Annotated in this window: 19 protein-coding genes; 12 read left to right on the top strand and 7 right to left on the bottom strand. The window is 66.6% G+C overall.

Annotation, left to right across the window (positions count from 1 at the left end; translation table 11 throughout):
* Positions 1-15: 15 nt before the first annotated feature.
* Positions 16-1,011: a dTDP-glucose 4,6-dehydratase gene (gene rfbB / locus ATJ97_RS05760; RefSeq protein ID WP_098482916.1), complete on the bottom strand. Its 996-nt coding sequence runs from the start codon at positions 1,009-1,011 to the stop codon at positions 16-18.
* 68 nt (positions 1,012-1,079) lie between these two features.
* On the bottom strand, positions 1,080-2,402 hold the full coding sequence (locus ATJ97_RS05755; RefSeq protein ID WP_098482915.1) for a UDP-glucose dehydrogenase family protein: 1,323 nt from the start codon (positions 2,400-2,402) through the stop codon (positions 1,080-1,082).
* Positions 2,403-2,650: 248 nt separating this feature from the next.
* Here ATJ97_RS05755 and ATJ97_RS05750 point away from each other — a divergent pair, with 248 nt between their 5' ends.
* The 3 genes from ATJ97_RS05750 to ATJ97_RS05740 are packed head-to-tail and all read left to right on the top strand — an operon-like array spanning position 2,651 to position 6,047.
* Positions 2,651-3,484 (top strand): ABC transporter permease, encoded by an 834-nt coding sequence (locus tag ATJ97_RS05750; RefSeq protein WP_098482914.1) that lies wholly within the window; start codon positions 2,651-2,653, stop codon positions 3,482-3,484.
* A gap of 17 nt (positions 3,485-3,501) precedes the next feature.
* Complete coding sequence (locus ATJ97_RS05745; protein WP_245862182.1) at positions 3,502-4,692, top strand: ABC transporter ATP-binding protein; 1,191 nt, start codon at positions 3,502-3,504, stop codon at positions 4,690-4,692.
* Between the two features lie 32 nt (positions 4,693-4,724).
* On the top strand, positions 4,725-6,047 hold the full coding sequence (locus ATJ97_RS05740; protein WP_245862179.1) for a glycosyltransferase family 4 protein: 1,323 nt from the start codon (positions 4,725-4,727) through the stop codon (positions 6,045-6,047).
* A 29-nt stretch (positions 6,048-6,076) separates the two neighbouring features.
* Here ATJ97_RS05740 and ATJ97_RS05735 read toward each other — a convergent pair whose 3' ends face one another.
* Positions 6,077-7,546 (bottom strand): glycosyltransferase family 2 protein, encoded by a 1,470-nt coding sequence (locus ATJ97_RS05735; RefSeq protein ID WP_143426880.1) that lies wholly within the window; start codon positions 7,544-7,546, stop codon positions 6,077-6,079.
* Positions 7,546-7,941, bottom strand: a complete 396-nt coding sequence (locus ATJ97_RS19405) for a hypothetical protein (RefSeq protein ID WP_143426879.1) — start codon at positions 7,939-7,941, stop codon at positions 7,546-7,548. Before ATJ97_RS19405 ends, ATJ97_RS05735 begins: the two co-directional genes overlap by 1 nt.
* 215 nt (positions 7,942-8,156) lie before the next feature.
* Between ATJ97_RS19405 and ATJ97_RS05730 the strand changes: the two genes are divergently transcribed.
* The 5 genes from ATJ97_RS05730 to ATJ97_RS05710 all read left to right on the top strand — a co-directional run bounded on the left by ATJ97_RS05730 (position 8,157) and on the right by ATJ97_RS05710 (position 15,897).
* Entirely contained in the window at positions 8,157-10,724 is a 2,568-nt protein-coding gene (locus ATJ97_RS05730; RefSeq protein WP_098482911.1) for a glycosyltransferase, read from the top strand.
* Between the two features lie 236 nt (positions 10,725-10,960).
* Complete coding sequence (locus tag ATJ97_RS05725; protein ID WP_170037143.1) at positions 10,961-12,481, top strand: DUF2142 domain-containing protein; 1,521 nt, start codon at positions 10,961-10,963, stop codon at positions 12,479-12,481.
* A gap of 253 nt (positions 12,482-12,734) precedes the next feature.
* Complete coding sequence (locus ATJ97_RS05720; RefSeq protein WP_098482909.1) at positions 12,735-13,856, top strand: glycosyltransferase family 2 protein; 1,122 nt, start codon at positions 12,735-12,737, stop codon at positions 13,854-13,856.
* A complete protein-coding gene (locus ATJ97_RS05715) occupies positions 13,853-14,956 on the top strand; it encodes a glycosyltransferase (protein ID WP_245862178.1) in 1,104 nt (367 codons plus the stop codon). The genes ATJ97_RS05720 and ATJ97_RS05715 overlap by 4 nt, the downstream gene beginning before the upstream one ends.
* A complete protein-coding gene (locus ATJ97_RS05710) occupies positions 14,953-15,897 on the top strand; it encodes a lysylphosphatidylglycerol synthase domain-containing protein (protein WP_098482907.1) in 945 nt (314 codons plus the stop codon). Before ATJ97_RS05715 ends, ATJ97_RS05710 begins: the two co-directional genes overlap by 4 nt.
* A 28-nt stretch (positions 15,898-15,925) precedes the next feature.
* On the opposite strand, the gene ATJ97_RS05705 is transcribed toward ATJ97_RS05710, so the two are convergent.
* Positions 15,926-16,843: a glycosyltransferase family 2 protein gene (locus tag ATJ97_RS05705; RefSeq protein ID WP_098482906.1), complete on the bottom strand. Its 918-nt coding sequence runs from the start codon at positions 16,841-16,843 to the stop codon at positions 15,926-15,928.
* The gene (locus tag ATJ97_RS05700) at positions 16,843-17,460 is read right to left on the bottom strand and encodes a dTDP-4-dehydrorhamnose 3,5-epimerase family protein (protein ID WP_098482905.1); all 618 of its coding nucleotides are present in this window, start codon (positions 17,458-17,460) and stop codon (positions 16,843-16,845) included. Before ATJ97_RS05700 ends, ATJ97_RS05705 begins: the two co-directional genes overlap by 1 nt.
* Positions 17,461-17,610: 150 nt before the next feature.
* Between ATJ97_RS05700 and rfbD the strand changes: the two genes are divergently transcribed.
* A complete protein-coding gene (gene rfbD, locus ATJ97_RS05695; protein WP_098482904.1) occupies positions 17,611-18,456 on the top strand; it encodes a dTDP-4-dehydrorhamnose reductase in 846 nt (281 codons plus the stop codon).
* 182 nt (positions 18,457-18,638) lie between these two features.
* Positions 18,639-20,621 (top strand): TolB-like translocation protein, encoded by a 1,983-nt coding sequence (locus ATJ97_RS19400; protein ID WP_170037141.1) that lies wholly within the window; start codon positions 18,639-18,641, stop codon positions 20,619-20,621.
* Positions 20,622-20,695: 74 nt separating this feature from the next.
* On the opposite strand, the gene rfbA is transcribed toward ATJ97_RS19400, so the two are convergent.
* Complete coding sequence (rfbA, locus tag ATJ97_RS05690; protein WP_098482903.1) at positions 20,696-21,565, bottom strand: glucose-1-phosphate thymidylyltransferase RfbA; 870 nt, start codon at positions 21,563-21,565, stop codon at positions 20,696-20,698.
* 134 nt (positions 21,566-21,699) lie between these two features.
* Here rfbA and ATJ97_RS05685 point away from each other — a divergent pair, with 134 nt between their 5' ends.
* Positions 21,700-23,310, top strand: coding sequence for an FG-GAP-like repeat-containing protein (locus tag ATJ97_RS05685; protein WP_098482902.1), 1,611 nt, complete (start codon positions 21,700-21,702; stop codon positions 23,308-23,310).
* A gap of 118 nt (positions 23,311-23,428) precedes the next feature.
* A complete protein-coding gene (locus ATJ97_RS05680) occupies positions 23,429-25,597 on the top strand; it encodes a cell wall-binding repeat-containing protein (protein ID WP_098482901.1) in 2,169 nt (722 codons plus the stop codon).
* Positions 25,598-25,646 lie beyond the last annotated feature (49 nt).

Genomic DNA, 25,646 nt, shown 5'->3' with positions numbered 1-25,646 from the left:
CGCTGGGTGCAGGAGCTACTGCCCCTGGGCGGCGTACTTCGCCTCCACGGCGGCCTTCTGCGGCCGCCACCAGTCCTCGTTGTCGCGGTACCAGGCGATGGTGTCCTCGAGACCGGAGCGGAAGTCCTTGAACTCCGGATCCCAGCCGAGCTCCTCACGCAAGCGCGTGTTGTCGATGGCGTAGCGCAGGTCGTGGCCGGGCCGATCAGCGACGTGCTCGTAGTCCTGCGGGTCGCGGCCCATGAGCTCGAGGATGAGCTCGACGACGTCCTTGTTGTTCTTCTCGCCGTCGGCGCCGATGAGGTACGTCTCGCCGATCTTGCCCTGCTCGATGATGCGCCAGACCGCGGTGTTGTGGTCGCGCACGTGGATCCAGTCACGGACGTTCTGGCCAGCGCCGTAGAGCTTGGGCCTCACACCGTCGATGAGGTTGGTGATCTGGCGGGGGATGAACTTCTCGATGTGCTGGTACGGCCCGTAGTTGTTCGAGCAGTTCGAGAGGGTCGCCGCGACGCCGAACGAGCGGACCCACGCGCGCACGAGCAGGTCAGAGCCGGCCTTCGTGGAGGAGTACGGGGAGGAGGGGTTGTACGGGGTGTGCTCGGTGAACTTCGCCGGGTCGTCCAGCTCGAGGTCGCCGTACACCTCGTCGGTGGAGATGTGGTGGAAGCGCACGCCGTGCCGGCGGACCGCCTCGAGCAGGGTGAAGGTGCCGATGAGGTTCGTCGTGACGAAGGGCGACGGGTCGTTGAGGGAGTTGTCGTTGTGGGACTCCGCAGCGAAGTGGACCACCAGGTCGGCGTCCTTGACCAACGCGTCCACGACCTCGGCGTCGGCGACGTCGCCCTCGACCACGGTGATCCGGTCCGACACGCCCGCCAGCGAGGCGGGGTTGCCCGCGTAGGTGAGCTTGTCGAGGACGGTCACCTGGGCGTCGGGGTAGTCCTCGACGGTCTGGTGGACGAAGTTGGCGCCGATGAAGCCGGCACCTCCGGTGATGAGCACGCGCAAAGGGGGCCTCCTCGGCCTGGGTCGGGTCTGCTGGTCGCCAGTATGAAGGATCGCCGGTGCGGGATCGACTACGGGCGGCCGATGCCGTTGTAGGTCCAGCCGGCCTCGCGCCAGGTGGTGGGGTCGAGGGCGTTGCGGCCGTCGATGATCCAGGGGTTGCGCACGACGTCCTTGAGGCGTGCCGGGTCGAGGTCCTTGAACTGCTTCCACTCGGTGAGGAGCAGGACGACGTCGGCGCCGGTGGCGGCGGCGTAGGCGTCCTCGGCCACGTTCATGTCGGGGCGGCGGCGGGCGAGCACGGGGCCGGCGGCGGGGTCGGTGACGGTGACGGTGGCGCCCTCGCCGGCGATGCTGTTGGCGATGTCGAGGGCGGGGGAGTTGCGCATGTCGTCGCTGTCGGGCTTGAACGCCGCTCCGAGGACGGCGACGCGCCGGCCGGTGAAGGTGCCGCCGACGGCGACGCGGGCGAGGTTGATGGCGTGCTCACGGCGGCGGTCGTTGATGGAGTCGACCTCGCGCAGGAAGGTCAGGGCCTGGTCGACGCCGAGCTCGCCGGCCCTTGCCATGAAGGCGCGGATGTCCTTGGGCAGGCAGCCGCCGCCGAAGCCGATGCCGGCGCGCAGGAACTTCTTCCCGATGCGGTCGTCGTGGCCGATGGCCTCGGCGAGCTGGGTGACGTCGGCGCCGGTGGCCTCGCACAGCTCGGCCATGGCGTTGATGAAGGAGATCTTGGTGGCGAGGAAGGAGTTGGCGGCGACCTTGACGAGCTCGGCGGTGGCGTAGTCGGTGGTCAGACGGGGGATGTCGGCGGCGATGAGCTGCTTGTAGACGTCGTCGAGGACGCTCTTCGCGGACTCGGCCTGGTCCGCGTCCCGGGGCAGGCCGTAGACGATGCGGTCGGGGGAGATGGTGTCCTGGACGGCGAAGCCCTCGCGCAGGAACTCGGGGTTCCACACCAGCAGCGCCCCGGTGGGGGCGAGCTTGTCGGCGATCTCGGCGGCGGTGCCGACCGGGACGGTGGACTTGCCCACCACCAGGGTGGGCCCGTTCGTGTGGTGGTTCAGGTGGGGGAGGAGGGACTCCACGGCGGCGTTGAGGTAGGTCAGGTCGGCGGCGTAGCCGCCCTGGACCTGAGGGGTGCCGACGCCGATGAAGTGGACCTGGGCCTCGGCCAGGTCGGCGAAGTCGGTGGAGAAGCGCAGCCGGCCCGAGTCGACGTTCCGCTTGAGGAGCTCGTCGAAGCCCGGCTCGTGGAACGGCGCCACCCCCTTCGACAGGGACTCCACCTTGGCGGCGTCGACGTCGATGCCCACCACGTCGTGGCCCAGCTCCGCCATGCACGCCGCGTGCACCGCACCCAGATACCCGCAACCAATCACCGAAATCTGCATGGGAGCACGGTACCCGCGTGCGTGATACACGGGCGAAATCTAAGGTCCTGGTGCGTGGCCAGCGAGCCAGACGATGCGCAGTTGACATCGGCATGCTTCACAGGTCTGGGCGTCCCGGCGTACCGCGAAACGGCGCCTCCGCCAGAGCGACAAATGCACGAGGCGGAGGGAACCTCTGTCGCCGCGTACAGTGTCGGTGCCCCGGCGGAGCACCGCTGCGCGGCGGGAGTACCACGAGGGGAGACCAGGTGAGCATCGTCGAGGACCTTCGCGGCTCTCGTGAACTCCTGCTCAATCTCACGCGGCGGGAGATCAAAGGCAAGTACAAGAGGACCGCACTGGGCCAGTTGTGGTCCCTTGCGAACCCTCTTGCAGCGATGGCGATCTACACCGTCGTCTTTGCGCTCATCATTCGGGTCGAGCCAGAGCCGGGTGATCCTAGCGGTCTAGATATCTTCGCGCTCTGGCTGCTGTGCGGGCTGCTGCCCTGGAGCTTCTTCACGAACGTCGTCAACGGGGGCATGGGGGCTCTTGTTGGCAACGAGAACCTCATCAAGAAGGTGCATTTTCCGCGGATCGCGCTGCTGGTCGCCAACTCGTTCTCATGGATCTTCAGCTGGTCCATCGAGATGGTGGTCCTCCTGGTGGCGCTGTTGCTCGTCGGGGCGAATGCGCTGCCGTGGGTGCCGTTGGTTGTGCTATTCATGGCGCTGATGTCCCTCTTCGCCACCGGCGTTGCTCTCATGCTCTCGGTGGCGAACGTCTATTTCAGGGACACCCAGCATTTCGTAGGAATCCTTTTCCAGGTATGGTTCTACCTCACTCCGATCCTGTACCCGGTCTCGCTCGTAGCGGGCCTATCGGATGACGTGGGTCCACTGATCGGATCTGTCACTCTTCTCGACCTCTACATGCTCAACCCTGTGGGGGAGTTCGTCGAGGCGTTCCGAAACCTTATGTATGACAACCGATGGCCCGAGCTGTCCACCACGTTGAGCTGCGTGGCGTGGGCGGTGGCTGTCTTCTTCGTCGGGTACTCGATCTTCAAGCGCCACGAGAAGGGACTGGCTGAAGCCCTGTGACAACGACAGCCGTAGCGGTGGAGCACGTCTCCAAGAAGTTCCGCGTCTATCACGAAAGAAACCAGACGCTTAAGAGCGCCATCATGCGACGACGACGATCCGTGCATGAGGATTTCTGGGCGCTCGACGACGTCACTTTCGATATACCCGAAGGATCCACCTTTGCGCTGGTGGGAGATAACGGCTCTGGCAAGTCCACACTTTTGAAGTGCATGGCAAAAATTCTCTACCCGAACAAGGGGTCCATCGCCGCCAATGGCAAGGTTGCGGCGCTCCTCGAGGTTGGCTCAGGGTTCCACCCGGAGTTGTCGGGGCGTGACAACGTCTATCTCAACGGTTCGATTCTGGGCATGACTAGACCTGAGATCGACCGGAAGTTCGATGAGATCGTCGACTTCTCCGGCGTCGAGGAGTTCATCGATCAGCCTGTGAAGAACTACTCCTCCGGGATGTACGTGCGCCTCGGCTTCTCCGTAGCTATCAACGTCGATCCGGAGATACTCCTGGTCGACGAGGTGCTCGCGGTGGGAGATGCCGCTTTCCAGGACAAGTGTGCCGAGAAGTTCGCACAGTTCCGCCGCGAGGGCCGGACCGTTGTTGTGGTCTCGCACTCGATGCCCCAGCTTCGAGCGATGGCCGACCAGGCGGCGTGGCTGCAGCACGGGAAGCTTATGGAGGTAGGCGAGGCTGGCGGTGTCCTGGAACGCTACCTCGACTCAACCCGTGGTAGCACGCGTCTAGACGAGCAGGGACGATCACACTGGGGCTCGGCAGAAATGGTTGTCGAAGACGTCGAGGTCATGAGCTCCGAGGGCCCCACGCGGCCTATTCGATCGGGAGAGGACTTGACCATACGCGTGCATTACAGGGTCGAGAAGCCGGTTACGGATCCCGTCATCGGTGTCGGGATCGAGAGCACAGACGGCACATACTTGTGGGCGTCCAACACATTCGATCACGGCCCAAAACTCGGGACTGTACGGGGTAGGGGCTACGTAGACTGCCACGCTCCTGAGGTCGCGTTCGCACCCGGGAACTACGTCGTGATCACCACACTGACCGACAGCACCACGCAGCACGTCTACGACCAGGTCCGGGACAGCGCCCGGTTCGCCGTCGAGAGCGGAAAGCAGCGTTGGTGGGGCGGGTACATCCACACCGAGTCGAGGTGGCAGGCGCCCCGCCATGTTGAAGTGGGGCCAGCCTGATGGCGCGCGTGCTTGTCGTCACTCTCGACACCTTGGCCGAGCGCATGGCTGGACCGGCGATCAGGGCGTGGGAGATATCGTCAGCGTTGTCGGACGAGCATCAAGTCCGTCTCGTGACGTTCGGAACTTGTGATCGCGTTGGCGAAGGTTTCACCACGCGCCATGTCACGGTGTCCGACTTCCGTGGCGAGGTAGACCGTTCCGACATCGTGATCATTCAAGGTTTCGTCATGCAGACGTTCCCATGGCTGCAGCAGGCTGAGCAGGTAATAGTCCTGGACCTCTACGACCCGTTCCATCTGGAGTCGCTTGAGGTGGAACGATACAAGCCCACTGAGCAGCGGCACGCCTCGCTCGCCAACGCGCTGCGTGAGCTCAGTGCCCAGACTGCGCGAGGCGACTTCTTCCTATGTGCCTCAGAGAAGCAACGAGACCTTTGGCTCGGTCACCTGGCGGCCTCCGGCCGAGTCAACCCGGAGACCTACGACGCCGACCCGTCGATGCGCACTCTCATCACAGTCGTGCCTTTCGGTACGGCTTCCTCGGCCCCGCAACGGAGAGCGCCGGCAATCAAGGGTGTTGTGCCGGGCATCAGCGCGGAGGACAGAGTCGTGCTTTGGGGGGGCGGCGTTTACAACTGGTTCGACCCGGTGACGGTGGTGAAGGCCATCAACCAGGTCCGCCAGAGCGTTCCTGAGGTGCGTCTCTATTTCATGGGTATGAAACACCCCAATCCGGACGTGCCTGAGATGGCCATGGCGACAAGGACACGCCACCTCTCCGACAAGCTTGGCCTCACCGGGACACACGTCTTCTTCAATGAAGACTGGGTTCCTTACGCACGCAGAGCCGACTATCTACTTGACGCGGATGTAGGCGTTAGTGCTCACTTCGAGCACATCGAGACGGCGTTCAGCTTTCGCACTCGCATTCTCGACTACCTCTGGGCGAACCTGCCGATCGTCACCAGTGCGGGCGACACCTTCGGTGATCTTGTCGCTGCAGAGAGCCTGGGCGCAACGGTGCCGCCGGCTGACGTCGACGCTATGGCGCAAGCCCTCACGCACTTGCTGACGAACGACTCTGCGCGGGAGGCGGCACGTGTAAACGTAGCGAGGGTCGCGGAGCAGTACACCTGGCCCGTAGTGCTCGAGCCGCTGCTGAAGTTCTGCCGAGACCCGCAGCGCGCGAAGGACTCCCAACGCCTGGGCGGAACAGCCGTCGACTTCATGTCCTTGCCGCTGACGACTCGAGTCCGACTGGACGCCACGGCAACGTGGCGTTATCTCCGGAGCTCAGGCCCTCGCGCGGTGATCGACAAGATCCATTGGCGCCTGGCGAAGCGTCGTGTCTGACTAGTCGCGTCGGCCCCCGCACGTTGACGTCATGTCAGTCCCCGCACGTTGACGTATGGATCCAGCATCTTGCGTGGGTTCCACCACGCAAGAGCAGAACGCTCGTAGTCCTCGATCCGAGCCACTCGGCTGCTTGACTCGAAATGGTGCAGCCGTGCAAAGGGGGTGCAGACGACCCGGCGCCCCGTGGCCCCCACCTTCAGGCAGAAATCAACGTCGTTGTAGTTCAATGGCAAAGATTCGTTGAATCCGCCTACCTCGGCGAAAACGTCACGAGCCACCAACATGCAGGCCCCGGTGACCGCGAGGAAATCGAGGTCCACCACCTTCGAGCCGAAGTAGCCCGCATCGTCTTGTTCGAAGATGTGCAGGTGCATCGCCTCGCCGTCGTTCCCGAAGGTGACACCCGTGTGCTGGATGGTGCCGTCGTCGAAAAGCAACTTGGCGCCCACGACGCCCACGCCATTCTCGCTTGCTACGGCGATCATTCGGTCAAGCCAGCGTGGCTCCAGCACCTCGGTATCATCATTGAGGAGTACCACGAACTCACCAGCGGCCGCGCCGACGCCCACGTTGACGGAGCGCGAGAAATTAAACGTCCCGCGTACCGAAGCAATTCGTAGGCGGTCACCGAGAAGGCTGGCGCACTCATCGAGCACCTCCTTCGGTGTGTGCTCGCTCGGGACCAGGACGACTTCCCACTTCGGATAAGCCGTTCGATCGAGAATCGACTGCAGTGCGTTGGTGACGAGCAGCGTCTCTGAGCCTCGGAGTTCACGCCGGCTACCTGCCGTGGGCACCACGATCGAGACGAGCGGAATGTCGCTGGGTTGACGCCAAACGCGCACAAACCCAGGCTCGGCGCTGTCTCCGTGCCCTGTGGACTCCACCACGACTGGGACCCCGAGCCTCTGGTAGCGGGCGCTCACCGCACGGCGCCCCGCTTCCACCGCGACCTCGTCCATGATTGGGGCCGTCGCACGTGTGAGTCCCACCACAGGGACGTGGCGCACCTCATGGGCGACTTCAGTCGCCCGGAGGGCGAGATCCCACTCGCGCACGGGTGCGAAATCCTCGCGTAGTCCGCCTATGCGGTCCCAGACGTCGCGGCGCACCAGGCAGAGGCGCCCGAGATAGGGGTACGCGTCGAGGTACCGGGGTACCCAGCGCGGCTTCGCGAATACGCCCGCGCCTTCGTCCGCGGCCCACTGTTCATCTGTGTAGACAACGTCGGGCTCGTCGTCCGGTGCCAACACGCTGACGACCGCCTCTAGCGCTCCGGGCTCGAGCCGGTCACCGGCGGCTATGACGGCCACATATCTGCCCGTTGTCCGCCCGACAGCGACATCAACCGACTGCGAAACGGTCGTCCCTTCTGGTGCGACGACCAACTCCCACGGGCCTGCACCCTGCGCAGCGAAGGACTGTTCCGTGGCCGACCTCGCGGTCACGTCGTGTTGCTCGTCGATGACTACGAGACTGAGGAGCGGCTTGATCATCACTGCATGCGCCGGGTAAGAACTCGTCGACCGCCTGCTGCGACGTTCGCGGGCAGATTCCACAAGCGCCACCGCCGCGACGTGACCACCGCTTCGTATGCTTCTTCTGCTGCTCCGGCTCGCTCAGCTGCCGCCGCAGCCGCAGCTCGGGCCACACTGAGCGCCTCCTCCTTCTCCGAGAGCGCCGCAGCTTGATCCTTTAGCAGTTCGTGGCGCACGACGATCGCAGCCCGTGCTTGGGTAAGGGCCGCGGTCAACTCGGCACAGTGCGTACGGAGACCTTCGAGCTCAAGTTGCAGCGTCCGGTCTGCCTCACCGAGATGGGTCGCCCGGTCACGCTCGACCAGCATGCTTCGCCAGTATGCCTCGAACTCGTTGTCTGGGCTGTAGGGCATGGGCATACGTTAGGGGACGTCCCACTGCGCCGGCGCCCCGCCGCGTAGTTCACCCGCGGCTAGGCTGTCTTGGGATGCTCAGTGCGCGTGAAGGAGCAGCGGTGGCTCGTAACTACGGGACGGCTGCGACCGTGCTAGGCATCGTGACCCAAGATGAGTGACGGGAAGGGAGAGGGGCGCAGGTTGCCTGCCGAACCTGCGAACCGAGTCTGTTTATGCGCGTCGTCCAAGTCTCTGCCCACTTCCCTCCCAACTTCGTAAGTGGCGGCACACTTGTGCCGCACCGAATCGCCGACGCTGTAGCGAAGGCGGGTCACGAAAGTTATGTCTACGCTGGTCACTTGGATGACTCTCGAACTCCGCTCGAGACCTGGACCGACGTCTTGGAGTCAGGTGTCACAGTCCGCTGGATCGTCACCACGCCTTGGACCGCGTGGAGCGACCCTCGTAACAGTCTCAATCCCGACGTTGAGGCGGACTTCCGGAACTGGCTTGCTGATACCCGACCGGATGTGGTTCACCTCCATTCGTTGCAGACGCTCGGCGGCTCACTTGTCCGTGCGGCGAAGGAGTCCGGTGCTCAGGTAGTTGTCACCATGCACGATTTCTGGTGGTTCTGCGCCAGACAATTTCTAGCTACCTCGGACTATCGGCCATGTTCGCTGGTCGTGGACTGCGGAACGTGCGCCTGTGCGGTCGACCACAGTTGGCTGCGTGCCCGCAACGACAACCTCATGCCGTTCCTTCAGTACGCCGACGCCATACTCGCGCCATCCGCTAGTGCGGCCAGAGTCTTCATCGCCAATGGCGTCCCCGCGGAGAAGGTGAGAGTCGACGAGAACGGACTCCCGGACGAAGTGGCCCGGAGGGCTGACCCGGCCGGCGTCCCCGAGGCGGCTGACGGTCCGCTGAGACTGATGTTCGCGGGCGGAGCGGACCCGATGAAGGGGTTCGACGTCCTCGCGGAGGCCGTCGGCGATCTCACAGGCATACCGGGATGGCGTCTTGACGTTTACGGGGTAGACCGCCGTCCTCCCGGGCTGCCGCCGCAGGTGAGGCTGCAACCGGCCTACCGCCCTGAGGAACTGAGCGACGTGCTCTCGGAGCACGAAATTCTCGTCCTGCCGTCGATCATGCGAGAGTCGCACTCCATTCTGACTCGGGAGGCGCTCGACGCTGGCCTGGCGGTCGTCTGCTCCGACACGCTAGGACCTGAGGAGGCCGTCGACCACGGACGCAACGGACTGGTGGTGCCGGCAGGCGACGCCGAAGCGCTGGCCGCGGCGCTACGGCTGCTCGTATCCGAGCCGACGGCTGCGCGCATGCTCACGAATCAGGGATCCGCGACCCCCATCCGCCCCTTCGCGGACCAAGCAAGAGGACTGGTCGACCTCTACGCTGAGCTTGCCCTGCCGGCAGGAGACGTCGAGCCCGAGGCCGACGACTCGCTGCTCCGGTCGGCCGAGCTGCAAATCATGCGCCGGGTTGTGTTTGTCGTCGGGATCCAGGGAGCCCCTCTGCGGTACCGCGCGCATCTGCCCGCCGAGGCCCTGCGGATGCTTGGTCTCGAAGTCGAGGTGCGCCACTACCGCGACCCTGAGCTCGTTACGCTCGTGCAGCGTGCGGACGCCGTGGTGTTCTACCGCGTGCCCGCGACGTTCCAGGTGCTCGACCTCATCGACGCCATCCGACGGCGCGAGCGCCGGATACCCGTGCTCTATGACGTCGATGACCTGATCTTCGACCCGAACCTCAAGAACGAGGTCCATGGGCTCGCATCGCTCCCGCAGGCTGAGGTGGATCTGTGGTGGCACGGCGTGGCGCGCTACCGCACCACCATGGAGGCCACGGACATGTTCATCGGCTCCACGGCGGAGCTGTGCCGCCACGCGACCGCAACCACGGGGTTGCCCGCCCGTCGTTTCAACAACGGCGTCGGCACACTCCTCGCCCAGGCGAGCGACGACGCGCTGCGGCGGACGCGGGCGGAGGGTCCGTTGCGTATCGGATACTTCTCCGGCACGACGACGCACGACGCGGACTGGGCAGCAGTGGAACCGTCGGTCCTGCGCGTCATGCGCGAAAGACCGGACATCGAACTGTGGCTCGGTGGCCATCTCCAGCCCACGCCGGCTCTTGAACTGGTGGCTGACCGCGTCAAACGGCTCCCGTTCACGCCTTGGCTCGAGCTGCCGGGTCTTCTCCGCGACGTCGACGTGTGCCTGGCACCGCTGACTCAGGACAGCCGGTTCAACGAGGCGAAGTCCGCGATCAAGTGGCTGGAGGCAGCCCTCGTCGAGACCCCGGTCGTTGCGTCTTCGACTGAACCGTTCCGCGAGGCTATCGATTCTGGTCGGACGGGCATTCTGGCGAAGACTGGCGACGACTGGGCGGCGGCTCTTTTCGCGCTGCTCGACGATGCTGCGCTCCGTCGTCGCATGGGCACCCAGGCGCGGCGCGAGGCACTCCTGCGCTGGTCCCCGCACGTGCAGGGCCCGGTCTACCTGGCGAACCTTCTCGCAGCTGCGGAGCACGTGCGCCTGCACGGCTCCCGGCGGAGGTCCACTGAGTGGACGGAGGTGGCGGACGACGAGCCGCTGTCCGCCGCGGAGGCGTTTGTTGAGCCGTACGCTGTCCCGGGGGCAACATCGCGCCTGCCAGGCTCGTTGCTTCGCCACCCCTTAATGGTGAAGGCCGCGACGGCGCACCGCGTTTACCGAGCGGGGGGAACTCGCGCGGTTCTAGACAAGACCGTGAAGACGGTGCGAAAGCGGTTCGGCTGAGCCGAAGTGCTGCCTCCTGGCGTGCGGGTTTCTCCCGTAGGTGGCGTGCCCACCTAATGGGTTCTTCACCGCGCATGCAGGTAGCGAGGTAGTCGGCGGGCACGGCACGGGATGTAGACTCCACGGCGTCGATGACTGCTGTGTGTTCTGTTCCCGCGTAACCGGGACGCTTCCTGCGACCGTTTGGTCGACAATCAAAATTTCTAAAAAGGGTTGTATAGCGGATGAAAGCTTCAGTGATCGCACTACTCGGTGCTCTGGGTGTCGCGTTCGCGTGGGCTACCGCCTCTCCGGTCGGGGCCAGCCCTGATGAATCGGCGCACATTGTGTACGCGTGGGGCACGGCCACGGGGCAGACGCTCCCCGGACGTGAGTCGACCATCGTTGATGATAACGGAGTCACACTTGTCAAAGTAACCGTGCCAGCTGATCTCTATCATTATCCGAAAGAAGACTGCTACGCGAGAAACCTAAGTGCGACGCCGACTTGTGGGATGGTGATCGAGCCTAGTGCGGACGCTTCTTCTGTTGACGACGTCAGTTACATGACTCGCTACCCCCCGCTGTACTATGCCGCCGTTGGTGGCGTCATGCGGACCGCTCTGTCTCTCGATCTGTCGGGCTTCTCGGCCTTATATCTTGCTCGTATCTTCTCGGGGTTCGCCTCTATGGCAATGGTTGTTGGTGCTTTCGCACTGCTAAGGCGATCGTTCGGTATTGGCGCCGCTATCTTGCCCCTGGTGGCGGCTGCAACGCCTACCGCACTCTCACTCTTCTCAGCGGTTAATCCGAACGGGTTTGAGATCGCTGGATCGATACTGGCTGCTGCTGCATGCGCAACTGTGGGTGACCACGTTCGACGGGGCGTTCGTGTTCCTGCGTACATCCAGGGCGTGCTCATTGTGTCGATGGTGGCCCTCACATGGACAAGGCCGCTGAGCGTCGCTTGGGCAGGGCTCCTCTCGATGGTTCTGCTGGTGCCGGTCGGAGCGCGGGCAATACCATTCCGCGCTCTCAGCGGACTCACGCAAGCAGTGCTCGTCCTAAATTTAGTCGCCGCACTAGGTTGGCTTTACTACTCGCTTCAGACTCGGCGGATCGGTGAAGAGGATCCCAACGTTGACTGGGGGTCCCTGCCGCTACTCGTCAAAGTTGTCCTCATCGTGATGAAATTCGGGCCTCTGCTCACCCAGATGGTGGGTTGGATGGGGTGGGACGTCACGCTCCCGCCTTTGCTGACCGCTATCTGGATCTCGACAGTGGCTGCTCTGGTAATTCTCGCAATTGCAGTCAGGGAAAAACGGCGAGGCGTTTGGGTGGCTCCAGCGCTCCTCTGTGGTTCAGTGTTGGTTGTGGGCGCCTACAGCATGCTGACTGGTTTCGGATGGCAGGGACGATATTGGCTCCCAGCGGTTGCTATGTTCATCGTTCTTCTGACGCCGTACTTCCAGTTTGACAATCTGCCGGACGCGTCGAGGCGGCGACTTGTGCGCGTGTCGGTAATCGTGTTCGGCGCGGTGAATACCGTCTCGCTCACCTGGTATATGTGGCGATACGTCTACGGTGCGGAAGCGTGGTTTGCTCGTTTCGACCGAGCGCCGCTTCCCTTCGATGGGGTTGAGTGGATCCCGGTGCCGTTTGGAGATGGCTTTGTCGTGCTTAGCTGGCTGGTGTCCGTCGTCCTTCTCGGGGTCGCTGTCGTCTTCACCAAACCAACCGCGGGGGCGAGATATGGCCAGCCTCTATTGAGGGATTAGATCTCCGAGAGTATGATCGAGGAGGCAAGTCGATCGGAATTTCCATCGCTCCGTTGTTCCATCCGCAGCACGAGCCAGGCCGCGGTTTGGTGGAATTCTTGAGTGAGTGAGCCACGTCTCGAAGCAGCTCTCAACGGTGACTTCGCTGGCAAGGCGGGGTAGTCTCGCTTGCTTGGGTGAGCAAGTCGCGTTCCCGCCACACGTGGACGGTCTTGGTCCACGGGAACTGAAGGCCCCACTCCTAAGGAAAGCAATGAAGTTGTTCGTTCAGGTCCCTTGCCTCAACGAGGAAGAGACGCTGCCTCTCGTTCTTCGCTCCATCCCGCGCGAGATCCCCGGGGTTGACTCGGTGGAGATCCTCGTCGTTGACGACGGTTCGACCGATCGGACGATCGAGGTGGCACGTGAGCACGGAGTGACCCACTTCGTGCGGCACGCGCGCAACATGGGCCTCGCCCGGTCGTTCCGCGACGGCGTCGACTACGCGCTAGCGCACGGCGCGGACATCGTGGTGAACACCGACGGGGATAACCAGTACCCGCAGGCGAGGATCACGGATCTTGTTCAGCCCATCGTCCGCGGCGAGGCAGACGTCGTCATCGCAGACAGGCAGACGTCGAAGATCGAGCACTTCTCTCCGTTCAAGAAGGCGATGCAGAAGGTTGGGTCCGAGGTCGTCAACGTCGCGGCGGGGACAGACCTCCCTGACGCCGCGAGCGGCTTCCGCGCCTACTCCAAGGCGGCGCTAATCCGGCTGAATGTCGTCACGCAGTTCAGTTACTGCATGGAGACGATCATCCAGGCCGGCAACAAGCGCCTGCGCATCGAGTCGCTCCCGATCACCACCAACGCGAAGACCCGTGAATCGCGTCTGTTCAAGAACATCTGGCAGCACATGTTCAAGTCCGGCACGGCGATCACCCGGTCCTACCTCATGTTCAAGCCGCACATCGTGCTCGGCGGACTGGGGACGATCATGCTCGTCGCCGCCCTGATCCCGTTCGTACGCTTCCTGGTGTTCTGGCTCATGGGCACCGCGAGTGGCCACGTGCAGTCGCTGATCTTCGGCACCGCGATGCTGGTCGGTGCGCTGCTGAGCTTCGCGCTCCTCGTCATCGCCGACCTGCTGCGCACGAACCGGGTCCTCCTCGAGGAGTCGCTGGAGCGGCTCAAGGAGATGCAGTACCGGCCGCCTACGGAGGTCGCCCGCTTCCCGGCCGGTGACGGGCAGGCACGCGAGCCGTACCTCCTCCCCGACAGGCCCGGGGCGCGGCTCTTTGCCCCGGCGGACGCGGTCCCCGGCGCTCGCCCGGCGACGACGGCGACCGGCGAGACCGTCGTGCCCCTGGACGGCGAGACGGTCCCGCAGCGGTGAGGGTGCTGGCCTTCGGGACGTACGACGTCAAGGCGCACCCCAGGGTCCAGGTACTGATCGACGGCCTGCGTGAGCACGGACTGCCGGTCAGCGAGATCGTCGAGCCGCTGGGACTGTCGACGGCGCAGCGGGTCTCGTTCCTGCAGAACCCCGCGTCGCTGCCCCGGTTCGTCGGCAGGCTTCTGCGTCGGTGGAGCGTGCTGGCGCTCCGGGCGGTCAGGCTTCGCGGCGCACAGCGCCCCACGCACGTTCTCGTCGGATACCTCGGGCACTTCGACGTGCTCCTGGCGCGGCTGCTTTTCCCCCGGGCGCAGATCGTGCTGGACCACCTGATCTTCGCGGCCGGCACGGCACGCGACCGCGGTGCCGGCGACGGTCTCCGTACCCGTCTGCTTGGCCTGCTGGACAGCCTGGCGCTCGGCGCGGCCGACGTGATCGTCGTCGACACCCCGGAGCATCGCGAGCTGGTGCCCGCGCGCCGGCGGGACTCCACGGTCGTCGTGCCGGTCGGCGCCACTAGCAGTTGGTTCGAGGCCCCTGGGGCGCCCGAGCGGGAAGGCGTGAACCCGCTCTCCGTGGTCTTCTTCGGCCTGTTCACCCCTCTCCAGGGAACCCGGGTCGTCGGCGAGGCGCTGCGCATTCTCCATGACCGCGGGGTCCACGTCCGCGCCACCCTCGTAGGCGCCGGGCAGGACTCCGACGCCGTGCACGCCCAGGTCGACGGGCTGCCCAGCGTCACCTGGCAGGGCTGGGTCGACGGCGCTGAGCTGCCCGCCCTCGTGGCGTCCCACGACGTGTGCCTCGGCATTTTCGGCACTACCGCCAAGGCGCTCAATGTGGTGCCCAACAAGGTCTACCAAGGGGCCGCGGCGGGGTGCGTCGTGGTCACGAGCGACACGGAGCCGCAGCGACGCGCCCTCGGGGACGACGCTGTGCTCGTCCCGCCGGGCGACGCCGAGGCGCTCGCGAACGCGCTCGCGGCTCTCGCCGGTGACCCGGCGACGCTCGCCGACGTGCGCCGGGCTGGCGCCCGCCGCGCGCGGGAGCGCTTCACCGCGCGGGCAGTGACCGAGCCGCTGGTCGAGGTGCTCACCCGATGAGCCGGGTCCTTCAGTTGCTGCGGTCCCCGTGGGTTCGCAAGGGCTTCGTCGCCGTCGCGCTGGGCGCGGCGGTTTGGGCTGTGGTCGGCCAGTGGGAGCAGGTCAGCGCGGCGCTGGCATCCATCCCGCCGACGACGGTCGCTTTCAGCCTCGCCGTCGGCGTCGGCTACGTCTTCGTCACCATGATGTCCTGGCGCGCAGTCCTGCACGACATGGGCTCGGCGCTCACCGTCCGCGAGGCCTCCGGGCTGTTCTTCGTCTCGCAGCTGGGGAAGTACCTTCCCGGCGGCGTGTGGAACTTCCTGGCCGCGGCCGAGATGGGCACGGACCTGCGGATCCCGCGGAGACGGTCGATCTCGGTCATGATGGTTGCCATCCTCGTCTCCATCGTGACGGCGATGATACTGGCGGCCGCTGCCCTCGCCGTCGGACCGGCCGAGCTCGCCGGCGAGTACGGCTGGGTCGCGTGGTTCCTCCCTGTTCTCGTGCTGCTGCTCGTGCCGCCGGTGCTGAATAGGCTGCTGTCGGTCGCGCTGCGGCTGACGCGCCGTCCGCCGCTCGAGAAGCCGGTGAGCGTCCGGGGTGTCGCCGCTTCCGCGCTCTGGGCCCTGCTCGGGTGGGTGCTCGCGGGCGTGCAGGTGTGGCTCGTGATCTCGGCGCTGGGTGCCCCGAGGTCGCTCGAGACCTTCGCCCTGGCCGCGGGCGGCTACGCGCTGGCCTGGACCATCGGCTTTGTCGTCGTGGTCGTCCCCGCGGGCGTCGGGGTGCGGGAGGCCGTTCTCGCCGTCGCGCTCGCCGGGCACCTCGGCGCAGGCTCCGTCGTCGTCACCGTCCTGCTCTCCCGCGTCCTTCTGACCGCGGCCGACTTTCTGCTCGGCCTTGTCGCCTCCGCCGACGTGCGGCACCGCTCGCGGCGGCTCGGACGGGCCACCGCCTCCTGAGGGCGACCCCTAACCGGCTGACCGCTCCCTATCTGAGGGGGCCGGTGCGGCCGAGTAGACCGTCGCGCAGGCCACGGGTCATGAGAGTCGCCCGCCGCACGCGCTCCGCGGGGACGACGACGTTGAACGCGACGTATTTCATGAGCCACACGACGTAGCCCACGCTCCAGCGCCAGCCCATCAGGCCGGACCGGACGAGGAGCACCGTGTTTCGGGAGATGAAGTACGTCCGGACGGGAGAGTGGACGTGCACCTCCTGGGCCCGGCCCGGGATCTTCGCGAGCCGGTCGCCGAGCTCGTGGTCGAGCCGGGCGCCGGTGACCGCGAACAGCGCGTAGCCCGCCCGACGGGCGCGAAGGCCCCACTCGAGGTCGACATGGTCGATGAACCACTCCTCGTTCATCGGGCCGACGTCCCGCAGCGCCGCCGTCGTGACCAGGCAGCCGGAGGCGATGAGGAAGGCCGCCTCGACGAGCCCGTCCCGGCTCTCCTCCGGCCGCGCCCGCCGCGGGCCCCACGTGCGGGAGACATAGACCATCTGCTCCGTCGCCGAGCGGGTGTCGGTGGACACCGGGCCGACGGCGGCCACCGCACGTCCGCGCGCCGTCGCCCTGTCGAGGCCGTCCAGGAGCCGCTCCACCATGTCCGTGGCCGGCAGCGAGTCCTGGTCCGAGAGCAGCACCGCGTCAGCGCCGCCGTCGAGCGCGCGGGCGATCCCAATGTTCTGGGCCCGGGCGATGCCCTCGTTGCGACCCAGCTCGACCAGCTCGGCGCCGGCGGCCGCGCACGCCGCCCGCAGCCGCTCCCCGCGGCTCGGCTCCGAGCCGTTGTCCACGACGAGGACATCGGCGCACTGGTCGGCCAGGGCGAGCAGCAACGGCGCGGTCAGCGTGACGTCCGGCTGGTACGTCACGACGACGGCGACGACTCGGGGCGTCCCGGGCATCAGCGGCGCAGCGTGGCGATGTACTCCTGGACGGCGTCATAGCGGGGCAGCAACCCCTGCTCCTCGGCCTCCCTGAGCCCCGGTGCGGCGCTGTCCTTGTCCGACAGCAGCAGCTCCAGCGGTCGGCCGGCCCGGTCCTCGGACGGCCACGCGATGCCGACCGCCTCGTCGAGCGGGTCGATGCCATGCTCGCGGCCGGGGGCGTAGGGCGCCGAGCACAGGTAGACGACGGTCGAGTCGTCCTCCAGGGCGCAGAAGGCGTGGCCGAGGCCCTCGGAGATGTAGATGGCGCGGCGGTCGGTGTCGTCGAGCAGGACCGTGTCCCACTGCCCGAAGGTCGGGGAGCCGACCCGGATGTCGACGACCACGTCGAGGACGGCGCCGCGCGGGCACATGACGTACTTGGCCTGCGAGGGCGGCACGTCGGCGAAGTGGATGCCGCGCACCACGCCTGCGGCGGAGACCGACGAGTTCGCCTGCCGAAGGTCAAGCGCGTGGCCGACCGACTCGACGAAGGGGCCCTCCTTGAAGGCTTCCAGGAAAACCCCGCGGGAGTCGCCGAACTGTTTCGGCGTGATCTCCCACGCGCCAGGGACCTTCAGCTCTCGGAACTCCACGGAGCAACTCCTTCTTCGCGTTCGGATGTGCTCGGCAACCCTAGCCGGGCCCACCGCGCGGCGCCGAGGGCGACCACGACGCCCGGTGCGGGGTCCGTCGGGCCCGGCGCTAGGCTCGCGGGAGCGAACGGGAACGACGGAGGTAGACGCATGAGGTGGATCGTCACAGGAGCGGCGGGGATGCTCGGCACGGACCTGGTGAAACGGCTGGCGGGGGATGGGCAGCAGGTGCGGGCGCTCGGGCGCTCCGACCTGGACGTCACGGACGCCGGCGCGGTGGCCCGGGAAGTGCGGGACGTGGACGTGGTCGTCAACTGCGCGGCCTGGACCGCCGTGGACGACGCCGAGGCGCAGGAGGCCGCCGCCTTCGACCTCAACGCCGTGGCGCCGCAGCTGCTCGCCCGGGCCGCCCGGGAGGCGGGGGCGCGCATGGTCCAGATCTCGACCGACTACGTGTTCGACGGGCAGGCCGACGAGCCGTACGCCGAGGACGCGGCGCTAGCGCCGCGCTCCGCGTACGGCCGCACCAAGGTGGCCGGGGAATGGGCCGTGCGCGCCGAGAACCCTGACCATCTCGTCGTTCGCACCGCATGGCTGTACGGCGCCCACGGCGGGTGCTTCCCCAAGACGATGGCACGGCTGGCGGGCGAGCGGCCCGAGCTCCAGGTCGTCTCCGACCAGTTGGGGCAGCCCACCTGGACCGCGGACGTCGCCGACCTCGTTGTCCGCCTGGTCGACGCGCAGGTGCCGGCCGGGACGTACCACGCCACGTCGTCGGGGCAGGTCTCCTGGCACGGTTTCACCCGGGCGATCGTCGAGGCGCTTGGGAAGGACCCTGAGATGGTGAGGGAGACGACGTCTCACGCCTTCGTTCGACCGGCCCCCCGGCCTAGTTACTCCGTGCTCGGACATGCAGCCCTCGATCGGGCTGGGATCAAGCCGATTGGGCACTGGGCTCAGCGCTGGCACGCTGCTGCTCCGGCGGTTCTCGGATAGGCAGCACTCCATACCTGGAAGACAGATACGGTCGAATTCCGCTCTCAAAGGGTTCCAGTTGGTTCTAACCTGAGGCGTTATCTGAAAGCTCGACGGGAAGATCCACCATGCTTCGTGCGCTCTCGCCGTATCGACTCAAACCTGCGGTCATGGCGGCGGTTGGTATGGCCACGCTTAGTGTCTTGATTGCGACCGTCGGAACGACCTCCGTACATGGGGCTGAGGCCACGACGCGCGTCGGGCTACGATCATTGGGCGCAACAGCGTCGACGTCAGAGCTCGAGTCTGTCGTTTATCTCGCCGACCAACTTGGTGGCCCGGCCGCTCTCACGTATAGGTACGCGACCCCAACCGATCATATCTTCGCGGGGGTGTGGAAGCGGAGTGCGTCTGGGATGCCATCACGGGACACGTTGGCGCTCCGCAGGGGAAGCAACATCGCCCTCAGTTATCGCCACGCCGGAACTCAGGACTTCTCCTTCACTTTCGGCCGAGCTGGCGATGTTGTTCTCAGCGGCGACTGGGACGGGGACGGCGTTGACACATTTGCCGTACGCAGGGGGAACGCGTACCACCTCCGGAACACCAACACGTCGGGGCCCGCTGACAAGATCATCATCTATGGCAAGGCGAACGACGAGGTGTTCGTGGGGGACTGGGACGGGAATGGCACCGATACCCTGGCGGTCCGCCGTGGGAGTGTCTTCTACGTTCGGAATTCCATCTCATCAGGAATTGCCGATCGGGTCTTCGTGTACGGCCGATCGAGCGACGAAGTGCTCGTCGGTTCGTGGCGATCCGGAGGACGTGACAGCTTCGCCGTCCGCCGCGGCAACGTTTACCACGTCAAGTACGAGATCGGTTCTGGTTCGGCGGACCGCGTCTTCTCCTTTGGCAGAGCGACTGATCAGGCACTCGTCGGCAACTGGGACGGGCAAGGCGGACAGACTATCGGTGTTCGCCGTATTCAAGGCACTGCGCCGCCTCCGAGGGTTGGGACGGGCAGGGTCGATCGCGTATCGCTGAAAGTCGACGGTGGGCAGGCCGCGTGGGATTCCCAACGGCCGGTGATCGCTGGGGACGGCAGACATGTCGCCTTCTACTCCTATGCCTCAGGCCTGGCAGATGGTGTGACTGCTTTGGGCTACCCATTCGCATACGTTCGCGACCTGCAGACGGGGCACACCCAATGTCTGAGGGAAGATGCGCGATGCCTCGACCTCACCTACGCCGGTCCCATATCGCTCTCAGACGATGGTTCGCGCCTTGCTGTGGAGAAGCAGGGCACGGTGATTCTATGGAACGACACGGACCCGGACCAGGTCCGGCGGCTGGAGGGAAGTCAGCCCTCACTGTCCCCAGACGGACGGTGGCTCGTCTATCGCGCCTCGAGGGAGAGTGGTCCCGGGGCGCCGCCCTCCAGTCTTGTGGTCCGCGACCTCGTCACCGAAGAGGAGGAGTTCCTGGCCGAGCCGGTCGCTGCGGATGGACCGGCAGCGGCACGCCATTCGCCTCTGTTGTCGGCCGACGGGGGATACGTCGCGTTTGTCTCTACAGCACCGGAGATCCCGGGGGACACCAACGAGGCTCCCGACATTTTCGTTCTCGATCGGGGAACAGGTGCCGTCAAGCGGGCTACCGTCGCGCACGACGGAACTCAGATTTCGGGGCAAGCGGATCATTTGAGTCTGGCGGGTATTAGCGCTGACGGTCGGTTCGTCCTCTTCGTGTCCACTCTCCAACTCGATCCGATGGATACGAACGGTTACGAGGATGCTTACCTTTTCGACGCTCGTTCAGGAAGGAGCGCTCGGGTCTCCGTCGGTCCTGCCGGACAACAGTCCGTGAATCCGGCGCGGGAAGCCGATCTCTCTGCTGACGGCCGGTTCGTTGTTTTCACCAACCAGGGGCATGCTTACTTCCCACAGGAGTCATCCGCCATGAAGGACGTCTTTGTGCGAGACACCGTCGCGGGCCGGACCACTCGTGCTTCTGCGGCGCTGGACGGGACACCTGGGAACGGCTACTCGAGTTCGCCGACGATCTCGAACGACGGTCGTCTCGTGGCCTTCTCGTCCGTGGCAGATAACTTGGTGCCGGCCGACACAAACAACGTGGCGGACATCTTTATCAAAGATCTCGGCTCCTGGCCCAGTGCGGGCTGACGCCCTGCGGAGCTCAGGCTGATCAGCGAGAGATGTACCGGGCCAGGACGGCCCGGCACATCCATGACGAACCGCTACAGACGGTCCACGAGGAGGTTGATGAGGTACTCGCCGTAGCCGGACTTGCGCAGCGGCTCGGCGCGCTCGACCAGCTCGTCGTCGGACAGCCAGCCCTTGCGCCAGGCAACTTCCTCCGGGCAGCCGATCTTCAGGCCCTGCCGGGCCTCAACGGTCCGGACGAAAGCGGTCGCGTCGGCGAGGGAGTCGAACGTGCCGGTGTCGAGCCACGCGGTGCCCCGGGGGAGGACCTCGACCTTGAGACGGCCCTGCTCGAGGTACGCCTTGTTGACATCGGTGATCTCGTACTCGCCCCGCGCCGAGGGCTCGAGGTTCTTGGCGATCTCCACGACGTCGTTGTCGTAGAAGTACAGGCCGGGCACGGCGTAGGAGCTCTTGGGCTCGGCCGGCTTCTCCTCCAGGGACAGCGCCCTGAAGTCCTTGTCGAACTCGACCACGCCGTAGGCCGTCGGGTCCGAGACGTGGTAGGCGAAGACGGCTCCGCCGTCGATGTCCTCGAACCGGGAGAGCGTCTTGCCCATGCCGGGGCCGGAGAAGATGTTGTCGCCCAGCACGAGCGCGGCAGAGTCGTCACCGACGAACTCCTCGCCCAGCACAAAGGCCTGCGCCAGCCCGTTGGGCACCTCCTGCACGGTGTAGGAGATCGAGATGCCGAACTGAGAGCCGTCACCGAGCAGGCGGCGGAAGGACTCCGCGTCGTGCGGGGTGGTGATCACCAGGACGTCACGGATACCCGCGAGCATGAGCGTGGTCAGCGGGTAGTAGACCATCGGCTTGTCGTACACGGGAACGAGCTGCTTGCTGACGCCCTGCGTGATCGGGTGCAGACGGGTGCCGGACCCGCCGGCCAGAATGATTCCTCGCATCGGGCCATTCTTACGCATCCGTAGGCGGCCGGTAACTCGGAGTGTCCGTCCCGTCGAATCTGCCGCCCCCAGCCGTTCCCCAGGAGGACACTGGACATGTCCGGTGGGAGCGACAGCCGGTGACGCTAAGGGGAATGACGATGCTGCAGCGTTGCGGTGTCTCTGTCGGTCGGCGTGCGACTGGGTGGCTCGCCGCAGTCGCACTGGCTCTCCTCGGCCTGACCCCGTTGCTGCCGGCGGCGCCCGCGGCGGCGGCCACCCAGTACGGCCACGACATCTCCTGGCCGCAGTGTCCCGCCCCCGACGGCTTCGGGCTCCCGATGCCGCCGGCGTCCAGCCAGTTCGTCGTCGTCGGCCTGACCAAGGGCCTGGCCTTCACCGAGAACCTCTGCCTCGCGGACCAGGTGGCGTGGGTACGGTCCAACGGCAAACCCGCCCACGCGTACGCCATGTCCACGTTCCCGACGACGGCGCAGCTCGCCACCTACCGCAACGCCGGACCGTGGCGCGGAACCACCCGGGCGGCTCAGCTGAGCAACGTCGGCTACGCGGAGGCGACGGCAGCCGTCGCCTCGCTGAACGGCGTCGGCTGGCGCCCGCCGGTGGTGTGGATCGACGTCGAGCCGCGTCCGGCGCAGCCCTGGCCGACCGCGACGGCGCAGCAGCGGCTCGAGAACAGGTACGTCGTCGAGGGGCTCATGCGCGGGCTGCGCGAAGCCGGCTTCTCCTACGGGGTGTACTCCTACACCTCCGGGTGGCAGGACATCACGGGTGGCTGGCGGCTCCCCGCGGTTCCCGTCTGGGCGACGGCCGGCCGCCTGGACTACCCGACAGAGGCCGCGGACCGCTGCACACAGCCAAGCTTCTCCGGCGGACGCGTCTACCTCTCGCAGTGGTACGACGACACACGGGACTACGACCGGACCTGCGGCGCCTACGCCTTCACGCCGCTGGCTGTCCCGCCGTCGTCGATGACGGGATCGTCGAGCGACCTCGACGGCGACTGGCGCAACGACGTCCTCGCCCGCTCCGGAGACGGCAGGCTCTGGCTCTACCGCGGCAACGGCAGCAGCGGCTGGCTCCCGCGCGTGCAGATTGGCAGCGGCTGGAACGGGATGGACGTCATCGACAGGGTCGGCGACTTCGACGGCGACGGTCGCCCGGACGTCCTCGCGCGGGAGAAGGCGACCGGCTATCTGTGGCTCTATCGCGGCAACGGCACTGGAGGCTGGCTGCCGCGCGCGCGGGTGGGCAGCGGCTGGAACGGCATGAACGCGGTCTTCTCACCGGGCGACTTCAACGGTGACGGCCGCGTGGACGTCCTGGCCCGTGAACGGACCACCGGGTACCTGTGGCTCTATCCCGGCAACGGGCGTGGCGGCTGGTTGCCGCGGGTGCGCGTGGGCACCGGCTGGAACGGGTTCAACGCCCTCGTCGGCCCGGGTGACCTCACCGGCGATGGCGCCACGGACGTCCTCGCCCGCGAGGCCGGCACCGGTCGTCTTGTGCTCTACCCGGGGAACGGCCGTGGAGGCTGGAAGCCGCGGGTCGCGTACGGCACCGGCTGGAACGCCATGAACGCCTTCGTGGGCCCGGGCGACTTCACCGGAGACCGCGTGCCGGACCTTCTGGCCCGCGAGGCGGCGACCGGCTACCTGTGGCTCTACCCCGGGAACGGCACCGGCGGGTGGCAGCCGCGCGTGCGGGTGGGCTCCGGGTGGCAGTCGATGACCGCGCTGAGCTGACCGGCCTGCAGGCAAGTTCACAGGTCAAACTGGTCGACACCTGCTCCGCGGGCCTGGAAACTGGACGCCAGAGGTCCGTACGACTGCCGTCCGGCCAGTCGCTTCTCGGGGGAGAGCCATGTCTTTGCGAAACGTCGCCGTGCGGCTGTTCAGCGTGCTGAGCCTCATGGCTCTCGGTCTGGTGGCGGTGCCGGGAGCGGCACAGGCCGCCGAGGAGCGCTATCCCGCCCCGGCGGACGGCGCGTGGGAGGTGGACGGTCGCGGCTGGGGCCACGGCATCGGCATGTCGCAGTGGGGCGCGCAGGGTGCTGCTCTGAAAGGGCTCACGGCCGGCCAGATCCTCGGCTTCTACTACCCGGGCACCACGAGCGGCACGGTTGGCAACGGCACCGTGGAAGTTGCGCTGTCGGCGCTCGCCCTGGTGCCCACCAGCACCGTGACGCTGTGGGCGCCGGCCGGGCAGAGCGGCTTCACCGTCTCGGTGGTCGGCGGCGGGACCCGCTCGGTCTCCGGTGGCCGGCTGACCGTCACGCGGTCCGGCGACAAGTACGCCTTCGAGCGGCGCACCTCACGAACCGGGGACGTCGTGGAACGCTTCTCCATGACTGGCACGCAGGTCCGGGTCGTGACCGGCGACGGCGTCGTCGTCGCAAGGAGCAGCTCCGCCACCACCGGGACGTGGTACCGCGGTAGCATCCGCCTGGCCCCGAGCTCGGCGGCCACGGCCTTCGACGTCGTCAACGACGTCAAGCTCGAGGACTACCTGCGCGGCGTCGTACCGCGCGAGGTGCCTCCTTCGTGGCACATGCAGGCCCTGCGGGCCCAGGCCGTCGCCGCACGCAGCTACGTACTGGCCGAGGGACGGAAGTCCACCTACTTCGAGACATGCGACACGGTGCAGTGCCAGGTCTATGGCGGCCGCGCCACGGTCGATGCTGCGGGCAACGTCACGGCGCCCAAGGAGCACTCGCGCACCGAGGAAGCCGTCTCCTCCACCGCGGGGATCGTCCGGATGGCGGGTTCGTCTCCCGCCTTCACCCAGTTCTCCTCGACCAACGGCGGCCACAGCCGCGCGACCAGCAACCTGGCACGGCACCCGTACCTCGTGGCCCAGCCCGACCCGTACACGGGCACCGCACCGGGGGACAGCCGGACGAGGTGGACCAGCAGCCTTCCCGTGTCGACAGTCGCGAAGCAGTGCCCGGACGGCGGCAAGCTCAACGCGATGGTGGTGGTTGAGCGTGACGGCAACGGCGAGCTCGGCGGACGCATCACCCGGCTCCGTCTTGAGTGCACGACGAAGGACATCGAGCTGACGAGCACCAGCGCCATCGCGTTCGGTATGTACTCCCACTGGTGGAAGCCCAGACCCGAGCCGGTCACCACGCCGGTCGAGCGCATCTCCGGCTCCGACCGGTACGAGGTCTCCGCCGCCACCTCACGAGCACACTTCGAGCCCGAGGTGCGGGTCGCCTACATCGCCAACGGACTGACCTCGGTCGACGCGCTCTCCGGCGCACCGGTCGCCGGCATGAACGACGCCCCGGTGCTCCTCACGCAGGCCGGCGCCCTGCCGACCAGCGTCGCGACGGAGCTGGCCCGGCTGAAGCCTGAGCGCATCGTGATTCTCGGCGGTACAGGGGCAGTGAGCGGCGCGGTGCAGCGACAGCTCAGCACCTACACGTCCGGCCCGGTCGAGCGGTTGTCCGGCTCCGACCGCTACGCCGTCTCCGCCGCGGTGTCCCGGGCAAGCTTCGACAGCGGTGTCGACGTCGCCTACGTCGCCAACGGGCTCACGTCCGTCGACGCGCTCTCGGCGGCCCCAGTGGCCGGTAAGAACAACGCACCGGTGCTCCTGACGCAGACCGGCGCCCTGCCCTCGACCGTGGCCGCCGAGCTCGACCGCCTGAACCCGAAGAAGATCGTGATCCTGGGCGGGACGGGAGCGGTCAGCTCTGCCGTGCAGAATCAGCTCGGCCGGTACACGACGTCGGTGGAACGCTGGTCCGGCGCCGACCGGTACGCCGTCTCGGCCACCGTCTCCCGCGCCACCTTCGGGGCCGGCGCCCCGGTGGTCTACATCGCCAACGGGCTCACGTCGGTCGACGCGCTGTCGGGCGCTCCGGTGGCCGGTATGCAGGGGGCCCCGGTCCTGCTCACGCAGGCTGGCGCGCTACCGACGTCCGTCGTCACCGAGCTGAGGCGGCTCGATCCCGGCAAGGTCGTCATCCTCGGCGGTGGTGGTGCCGTGAGCGCCGCGGTGCAGGACCAGCTCTCGCGGCTCTGACCCGCAGCACGGGCCAGACACGAAGCGGCGGGCGCGTTCCCGCGCCCGC

This window comes from Georgenia soli (assembly GCF_002563695.1).
Taxonomy (GTDB): Bacteria; Actinomycetota; Actinomycetes; order Actinomycetales; family Actinomycetaceae; genus Georgenia; species Georgenia soli.
This window is presented reverse-complemented; position numbering and strand designations above follow the sequence as displayed.